The sequence below is a fragment of the Roseateles sp. P5_E11 genome (assembly GCF_054049355.1).
Map to the genome: position 1 here is coordinate 1 of NZ_JBFUMO010000360.1, position 6,030 is coordinate 6,030.

At 69.2% G+C, this 6,030-nt stretch carries 7 protein-coding genes; 4 read left to right on the forward strand and 3 right to left on the reverse strand.

Annotation, left to right across the window (positions count from 1 at the left end):
* The first annotated feature begins 161 nt into the window (after positions 1–161).
* The gene (gene sixA, locus ACXJKR_RS21825) at positions 162–623 is read left to right on the forward strand and encodes a phosphohistidine phosphatase SixA (RefSeq protein WP_056198599.1); all 462 of its coding nucleotides are present in this window, start codon (positions 162–164) and stop codon (positions 621–623) included.
* Here the strand turns inward: sixA and ACXJKR_RS21830 are convergent.
* The 3 genes from ACXJKR_RS21830 to ACXJKR_RS21840 are packed head-to-tail and all read right to left on the reverse strand — an operon-like array spanning position 620 to position 3,081.
* Positions 620–1,024: a GFA family protein gene (locus tag ACXJKR_RS21830; protein ID WP_056198595.1), complete on the reverse strand. Its 405-nt coding sequence runs from the start codon at positions 1,022–1,024 to the stop codon at positions 620–622. The genes sixA and ACXJKR_RS21830 overlap by 4 nt on opposite strands.
* 45 nt (positions 1,025–1,069) lie before the next feature.
* Positions 1,070–1,594 (reverse strand): hypothetical protein, encoded by a 525-nt coding sequence (locus tag ACXJKR_RS21835; protein WP_457324604.1) that lies wholly within the window; start codon positions 1,592–1,594, stop codon positions 1,070–1,072.
* Positions 1,591–3,081, reverse strand: a complete 1,491-nt coding sequence (locus tag ACXJKR_RS21840; protein WP_457324605.1) for a Ppx/GppA phosphatase family protein — start codon at positions 3,079–3,081, stop codon at positions 1,591–1,593. Before ACXJKR_RS21840 ends, ACXJKR_RS21835 begins: the two co-directional genes overlap by 4 nt.
* Before the next feature lie 62 nt (positions 3,082–3,143).
* Between ACXJKR_RS21840 and ACXJKR_RS21845 the strand changes: the two genes are divergently transcribed.
* From ACXJKR_RS21845 to ACXJKR_RS21855, 3 genes are all read left to right on the forward strand, one after another.
* Positions 3,144–4,004, forward strand: a complete 861-nt coding sequence (locus ACXJKR_RS21845; RefSeq protein WP_457324606.1) for a dienelactone hydrolase family protein — start codon at positions 3,144–3,146, stop codon at positions 4,002–4,004.
* A gap of 69 nt (positions 4,005–4,073) precedes the next feature.
* Positions 4,074–4,856 (forward strand): ZIP family metal transporter, encoded by a 783-nt coding sequence (locus ACXJKR_RS21850; protein ID WP_056198584.1) that lies wholly within the window; start codon positions 4,074–4,076, stop codon positions 4,854–4,856.
* On the forward strand, positions 4,843–5,889 hold the full coding sequence (locus ACXJKR_RS21855) for a helix-turn-helix domain-containing protein (protein WP_457324607.1): 1,047 nt from the start codon (positions 4,843–4,845) through the stop codon (positions 5,887–5,889). Before ACXJKR_RS21850 ends, ACXJKR_RS21855 begins: the two co-directional genes overlap by 14 nt.
* Positions 5,890–6,030 lie beyond the last annotated feature (141 nt).

Here is a 6,030-nt window from a genome sequence, read left to right on the forward strand (position 1 = left end):
CCTGCGCCAGCGTGTCATCGATGAAGCTTTGCAGCCCTATCTGCACGACACCATGGACGCCTGGCAGCTTGGTCCCGATGGCCGCTCGGCGCGCATCAGTGACAGCGGCGTCAGTGCCCAGCAGGCCTTGATGCGGCGCTATTCAGAAGGGTAGACCCGCCATGGACCTGATCCTGTGGCGCCACGCCGAAGCCGAAGTCATCGCCCCTGGTCAGGATGACCTGCAGCGCGCGCTGACCCCCAAGGGCGAGCGCCAGGCCCGGCGCATGGCGGCCTGGCTCAACCATCGCCTGGCCGCAACGACGCGCGTGCTCGTCAGCCCTGCACTGCGCTGCCGGCAGACGGCCGAGGCCCTGGGCCGCGAGGTGCGCATCCTGCCGTCCATCGCGCCCGATGCGCCGATCTCGGCCCTCATCGAGGCCTCGCGCTGGCCCAAGTCGGTTGAGCCGGTGCTGATCTGCGGCCACCAGCCGACGCTGGGCCTATTGGCTGCCCATTTGCTGGCCGGCGTGGACCAGGAGTGGGCCGTCAAGAAGGGCGCCGTGTGGTGGCTGCGCTGGCGCCAGCGCGACGGCGAACCCGAGGTGACGCTGCACGCCGTCCAGGGGCCCGATGCGCTTTAGAGGTGTCGAACTTCTTCGGGCTTGTTCCACCAGTTGTTGTGCAGCCCGTCGTAGTACTGCACCGGCGCCGCGACCAGCTCCTCGGCCGGCACATCATCGAGGCAATTCACCTTGACCGACACGAAGGCGCCGCCGACCTGTTCGATGTAGCCGTGACCATAGGAGCGCACGCCGCAGGTCTTGCAGAACAGGTTGTGCACGCTGTTCGAGCCGAACTGGTAGTCGCTCTGCGCGTCCTCGCCGGCCAGCAGCCGGAAGGCGTCGGGCTTGACGCTGGCGCTCCAGTTGCGCGTCTTGAAGCAGATCGAACAGTTGCAGCGGCCGGTGCCGGCGGCGAGGTCGAGATCGACTTCGAAGCGCACGGCCTTGCAATGGCAGCTGCCGGTATAGGTCTTGAGCATGGCGGTCTCCGGGTGTGGAGCCGGCATGTTCGCTCAGTCGTGCTGTCAGCGGCTGGCAGCAGAGGCTGGTGCCGCTGGCGGAGTGAGGACGACGCGCACGCGCGAGCCCGTGCGCGGCACATGGCCCATCAGTTCCTGGCGCTGCCAGGCATAGAACTCGGCGATGCGCAGCTTGGCCGGGAGCTGTTTCCAACTGCCGCGCCAGTGCACGGTCCAGACGTACTCCGGCAGATAGCCGGCAGCGTCGATGCGCATCAGCGCGTCCATGTAGGCGTTGGACTTGGGCGCCTTTTGCAGCAGCTCCCGCCAGATGACGAGCAGCGTCCGGCGCGCGGTCATCTCACCTTCGAAGCTGGGTTCCAGGATGCCCAGCGGTGCCTGTGCCAGCGCACCGCTCTGGCTGGCCCAGTTGGCCAGACCGACGMCATAGGCCAGCCAGACGACGCTCTCGGTGGGATCGTCCGACGAGTCGATTTCGATCGCGGTCGATTTGCCGGCGTCGTCGCCCCAGGCAGGCAGCGCCATGCAGAGCGCCGCGAGGCAGGCGAGCAGCCGGCGACGCGAGCTCACGCCACGACGAGTTCGAGCAGCCCGCTGCGGGCCCAGGTCTCGGCCTCTTCCTTCAGCAGGAAGCGCGTGCGCGCTTGGCCGGCCGACCCGCCCTTGGGCAGTTGCAGCGTGAGCCGCTTGCCGTCGCGCGCCAGTCCGGGGCTGCCTGGTGCCTCCGTGCGGGCATGGCAGAGGATGACGGCCAGACGCAGCGCAATGAGCTGGTCCAGCAAGCTGGGATCGCTCAGCTGCGCTTCCAGCTTGCGCAGGCCACCGCGCTGGCCCAKGGCCAGGCCCGCCAGCCGCTGCAACTGGTTGGTTGAGAAGCCCGCCGCGTCGACATGGGCGATGACATAGGCGCTGTGGCGGTGGTGGTCGTGGTGGGAGACCAGCATGCCAACTTCATGCAGGGCGGCGGCCCAGCTCAACTCGCGCAGCAGCTCAGGCGCGGGCTTGAGCGTGAGCTGGTGGTAGAACAGCTCGGCCTGGCTGGCTACACGCTCGGCCTGCGCCATGTCCACGGCAAAGCGCTCCTGCAGCTCGGCGACGGAGTCCGCCCGCGGGTCGCGCGCGCCGCTGGGCTGCAGGCGCTCTACCAGATCGAAAATGACGCCCTGGCGCAGCGCGCCCTTGGTGGGCAGCAGCTCCTCGATGCCGAACTGGTTCAGCAGCGTGTAGAGGATGCACAGGCCACCGGCGACGACAGGACGGCGGTCGTCCTTGAGCCCAGGCAGTTGCAGCTTGTCCTGCGAGCCGGCCGCCAGGCATTGGGCGATGCACCAGCGCAGCGCGTCCGGCGTGATGCGGCCGTCGGTCTTGCCGCTGGCTGCCAGGATCTGCGACACCGCGCCAACCGTACCCGAGGAACCCAGGGCTTCCTGCCAGAGCTCGGGGCGGAACAGCGTCAGCGCTTCTTCCAGCTCGGCGCCGGCAGCCACCTGGGCGGCGCGGAAGGCCTCGGCCGTGTAGCGGCCGTCGGCGAAGAAGCGCACCGACAGCCCGACGCTGCCAACGCCGAAGGACTCGGCCAGCAGCGGCTTGCGGCCGCGGCCCAGGATCATCTCGGTGGAGCGGCCGCCGATGTCGATGACCAGGCGGGGCTTGTCGGAGGGCTGCAGCCGGGCGACGCCGGCAAAGATCAGCCGCGCTTCCTCGCGGCCGGCAATGACCTCGATGGGATGGCCAAGCACGGCCTGGGCGCGGGCCAGGAAGGCGTTGCGGTTGCGCGCCTCGCGCAGGGTCTGCGTCGCGACGGCGCGGATGCGTTCGGGCGCGATGCCGACGAGCTGCTCGCCGAAGCCCTGCAGGCAATTCAGGCCGCGCTGCATGGCCTCTTCGGTCAGCATGCCCTGTGCGTCCAGGCCGGCGCCCAGGCGCACGGCCTCCTTGATGTAGCTGACGCGCTGGTAGCGCTCGCCCGACAACCGGGCCAACTCCAGGCGGAAGCTGTTGGAGCCGATGTCGATGGAGGCCCAGATTCGGCCGGCTGGATCAGGGCGCGTCGTCATGGCGGCGGATTGTCGGGGCAAAATTTGGCGCTCCCTTCGTATCTCACCCTGGAGCCCCCACCTTGAAAGACGAGATCGACAGCCTCGCGCCGTCCCGCGACTTCAGCCGCCGCAGCTTTGTGCAGACGACGGTGGGTAGCGGCTTCGCGGCCGCCGTGCTGCCGGTGACGGCCCAGACGATCTCCACCGACACGGCGGGCCTGGAGGCGGGTCCGGTCAGCATCCCCGTGGGCGATTTCCAGATGCCGGCCTATCGCGCCGCGCCGGCGGGCAAGAAGAACCTGCCGGTCGTGCTGGTGGCCTGCGAGATCTTCGGCGTGCACGAGCACATCGCGGACGTCTGCCGGCGGCTGGCCAAGCAGGGCTACCTGGCCATCGCGCCCGAGTTGTTCGCACGCCACGGCGATGCCGGCGCCTACACCGACATTCCCAAGCTGGTCAGCGAGGTCGTCGCCAAGGCGGCCGACGCCCAGGTCAACGGCGACCTGGACGCCACGGTCGCCTGGGCGGCGGCGAACGGCGGTGATCCCGCCAAGCTGGCCATCACCGGCTTTTGCTGGGGTGGGCGCACGACCTGGTCCTATGCGGCCCACAACCCCAGGCTGACGGCTGCAGCCGCCTGGTACGGCCCGGTGGCACGCAACTACAACGCTGGCGACAAGACTGTCGTCGAGCGCGCCGCGAGCATCAAGGCGCCGGTGCTGGCGCTGTACGGCGCGGCCGATGGCGGCATCCCGGTCGAGACGCTGACCCAGCTCGAAGCCGCGCTCAAGGCGGCGGGCAACACGAAATGCGAGTTCGTCGTCTACCCCGACACGCCGCATGGCTTCTGTGCCGACTACCGCCCCAGCTACCGCAAGGCCGCGRCCGACGACGCCTGGGCGCGAGCGCTGGCCTGGTTCAAGAAATGTGGCGTGGCTTGACCCGTCTGCTACGCTGACCGCCCTCGGGCCGCAGTCCATGGCTGTGGCCCGTTGCTTTTGCCTGATTCCATGACCCTTCTCTACATCGTGCTCGCCACCTTCGCGGGCGGGCTGCTGTCGGTGCTCGTTGCCGCGAGCCTGACCGTCGGCGTGCTGACCCGCCTCGTCAAGAGCCTCGTCAGCCTGTCGGCCGGCATCCTGCTGGGCACGTCGCTGTTGAACGTGCTGCCCGAGGCCTTCGAGAGCCACACAGCCAAACCGCAGGTGCTGTTCGCCGTGCTGCTGGGCGGCCTGCTGTTCTTCTGGCTGCTGGAGAAGGTGGAGCTTTACCGCCACGTCCACCATCACGAGGGCGATGGCCACCATCACCACCACCACTTCGACGCCGAGCAGGCCGGGCGCGGCGGCCTGACCGTGCTGGTGGGCGACAGCATCCACAATTTCTGTGACGGCGCCATCATCGCGGCCGCCTTCCTGGCCGACACGCGGCTGGGCTTCGCCACGGCGCTGGCCATCGTCGCCCACGAGATCCCGCAGGAGGTGGGCGACTACATCGTGCTGCTCAACGCCGGCTTCAGCCGCGGCAAGGCGCTGCTGTTCAACGCGATCTCGGGCATGGCGGCGGTCGTCGGCGGCGTGCTGGGCTACTTCCTGATCGGCGGCTTCGAGGGTGTGCTGCCCTATCTGCTGGTGCTGGCGTCCAGCAGCTTCATCTACATCTCGGTGGCCGACCTGCTGCCCCAGCTGCAGCAGCGCCTGGCCTGGCGCGAGACCTTTGCCCAGGTCGCGTGGCTGGGCGTGGGCCTGGGCGTGGCCTTCGCGGTGTCCCAACTGCTGCATGGCACTCATTGACGCAGGGTTGCGCGGCGCGCTGGTTGCCGTGCTGATCCTCGTGGTGCTGGTGCTGCTGCCGCATTGGCGGCATGCACGGCACGCCGATCTCGTGCGCACGGGCATTGCGCTGTCGCTGTCCTCTGCCGTGCAGGCCATTTCTGCCTCGCCCTGGGTCGAACACGAGCTGCGCTGCGCCGTCCAGGCGCCCGGCATCGGCATCTCGCTCGGCTCTGCCGTGCTGTTCTGGCTGTTCGCGCGCGCCGTCTTCGAGGACGGCTTTCGCCTGCGCGCCTGGCATGGCGTGCTGTGGGCCGCCGTCGCGCTGTTCGGCGCGACGATCTGCCTGTGGTGGGGTTGGTGGCCCGCCTTCGTGCTGTTGCGGGCCTTGCCCATCGCTTTCGCGGCACTGGGCCTGGCCGCCGTGGTGGGGCCATGGCGGGCGGACCTCGTCGAAAAGCGCCGGCGCCTGCGCGGCCTCGTCGTCGGCGGCGGCGCAAGCTACGCCGTCGTCATGGTGGCCCTGCGTATCGGCTCACCGAACGGCACGTTGAGCGGCGCCGCCGCGCTTGGCGACGTGGCCATGATGCTGACGCTGACCAGCCTCGTCGCCTGGCAACTGTTGCGGCCGCGCGTGTCGGGCCTGTGGGACGAAGACGTCGCGCCGCCGCCACCTCCCGCGCTGCCGGCCGAGGACCCGCAGGACCGGGCGTTAGCCGCCGCGCTGGCCATGCTGATGGGCGAGGGCCGCGGCTACGCACAGGAGGGTTTGAGCCTGGCCAGCCTGGCCGAGCAGCTCGGCACGCCGGAGTACCGGCTGCGCCGCGTCATCAACCAGGGCCTGGGCCACCGCAACTTCAATGCCTTCGTCAACGGTCTGCGCCTGCTTGAGGCCAAGCGCCGCCTGGCCGACCCCGGCGAGCGCGGCCTGCCGGTGCTGACGATTGCGCTGGACGTGGGCTTTGGCTCCATCGGGCCCTTCAACCGCGCCTTCAAGGCCGATACCGGCCTGACGCCCACCGAATTCCGCCGGAAAGCGCTGGCCGATTCCTAAAAACGCCTCGGCGTTTCGTCAAAAGCAGCGCCGAAACCTGCACAGCGCGGGTTTCGGCCAGACATAGCGGGCAGGGTGGCCGAGGCTGAGGGCTTCTCAACTTCCGAGGAGCCAGCCATGTTCTTCCGCTTCCTGCTCACC